The sequence below is a fragment of the Bacillus sp. AY2-1 genome, from assembly GCF_008368965.1.
Taxonomy (GTDB): domain Bacteria; phylum Bacillota; class Bacilli; order Bacillales; family Bacillaceae_G; genus Bacillus_A; species Bacillus_A thuringiensis_S.
The window spans coordinates 1-1739 of sequence record NZ_QPEL01000266.1 but is presented as its reverse complement, the minus strand read 5'-3'; the positions used below and the strand labels follow the sequence as shown (position 1 = coordinate 1739).

Below are 1739 nucleotides of genomic sequence, written 5' to 3'. Positions count from 1 at the left end.
TCTATTATACAAACGAACGATGGATATATAGCACCTCGGAATAGAGTAGAGCAAAAAATGGTAGAAATTTGGTCAGAGGTATTAGGGATTGACTCCTCTGCCATTGGAATAAACGATAATTTTTTTGAGTTAGGTGGACACTCTCTCCTAGCAACTAAAATAACTTCACGTTTAGGTGTTGATTTTTCAATTCTAGTACAAATACGTGATATATTTGAATACCCTACCATTAAACATTTCTCAAAACGTTTAACATTTTTATTGGGAAAAACGGGGGAGATCGATGTTTTTACACCATTACAATCAGTTAAACGTGAACAATACGAACCATTATCTTTCGCTCAACAGCGTTTATGGATAATGGATAAAATTGTAACAAATAGTGCGCTTTACAATGTCCCGATTGCATGGCGTTTAAAAGGAAAATGGAACATTGATATGTTAAAAAAAGGATATAATGCAATAATACATCGCCATGAAATTCTACGGACAGTATTTCATGAAGTTGAAGGAAAACCAGTGCAAATTGTTCAACAAGATATAACAGTTCCCTTATCAGTAATTGATTTGCGTTATCTTTCTCTTTCTCCTGAAGATAAAACATCTAAAATAGAAAATATATCAAAAATAGAAGCTAAAAAGCCATTTGATTTAAGCCAAGGACCTTTATTACGTACTCATTTAATAATAATGGACAATAAAGAGTTAGTACTTCTTTGCACCATCCATCATATTATTTTTGATCGCTGGTCATTAGATACCTTTATCAATGAATGGATGAGTTTTTATCAGGCATTTTTAGAAAACGAAACTGAAAAGCTTCCCCCTTTACCTGTTCAGTATATTGATTTTACAAAATGGCAAAAAAGTTGGTTAACAGAAGACATTATACAAAAACAAATAGCATATTGGGGGAAAGAATTACGCGGTTTACTTCCTATATTGGAACTCCCATTGGATTACCCTCGTCCAATAATACAAAGCTATAATGGAGATACGTATCAAATTGTCCTACCCAATAAATTGTTAGAAAAAATAAAAGTATTCAATTCTAAGGAAGGCGTTACATTATTCGCCACATTATTAGCAAGTTATCAAGGGTTTCTTTCTCGTTATACCAATCAAAAAGATATTTTAGTAGGCAGCCCAATTGCAAATAGGAATTATCCAGGAGTTGAAGATCTTATTGGATTCTTTGCAAATACTGTAGTCTATCGTGCAGATTGCTCAAATAATATAACATTTAAAGAATTGGTCCAACAAATAAAGAAAAAAATGTTAGATGCACAAGAAAACCAGGACGTTCCTTTTGAAAAAGTTATAGAAGCTATACAACCAGAACGTGATATGAGTTATTCTCCATTATTTCAGACAATGTTTGTTTTTCACAATCAATTAAAAGAGTTACCAAAATTATTAGATCATAGCGTAGAAAAAATCCCTAGACATATGAATGGTGCAAAGTTTGATATAACTATAGCAATGGAAGAGATACCAACAGGATTACAAGTGGATTTTGAATATAATACAGACTTATTTAAGGTTTCTACAATAAAAAGAATGGCTCAATCTTTTGAAATTTGGCTAGATGAAATTTTACAATTTCCGGAGGAACCTATTGAGAATCTAAGAATACTCACTAAGAACGAAGAAAAGCAATTATTACATGAATGGACTAACATAGAGGGCAATTATCAAAAAGATGTAGTGATTCAAGAGTTATTTGAACAGCAAGTAAT

1 protein-coding gene is annotated in these 1739 nt (G+C 32.0%); it reads left to right on the top strand.

The genetic code is table 11. The features are described 5' to 3' along the window. Nucleotides 1-57 precede the first annotated feature (57 nt). On the top strand, nt 58-1739 hold a 1682-nt coding region (locus tag DN403_RS30125; RefSeq protein ID WP_255452090.1), incomplete at its 3' end, for a condensation domain-containing protein.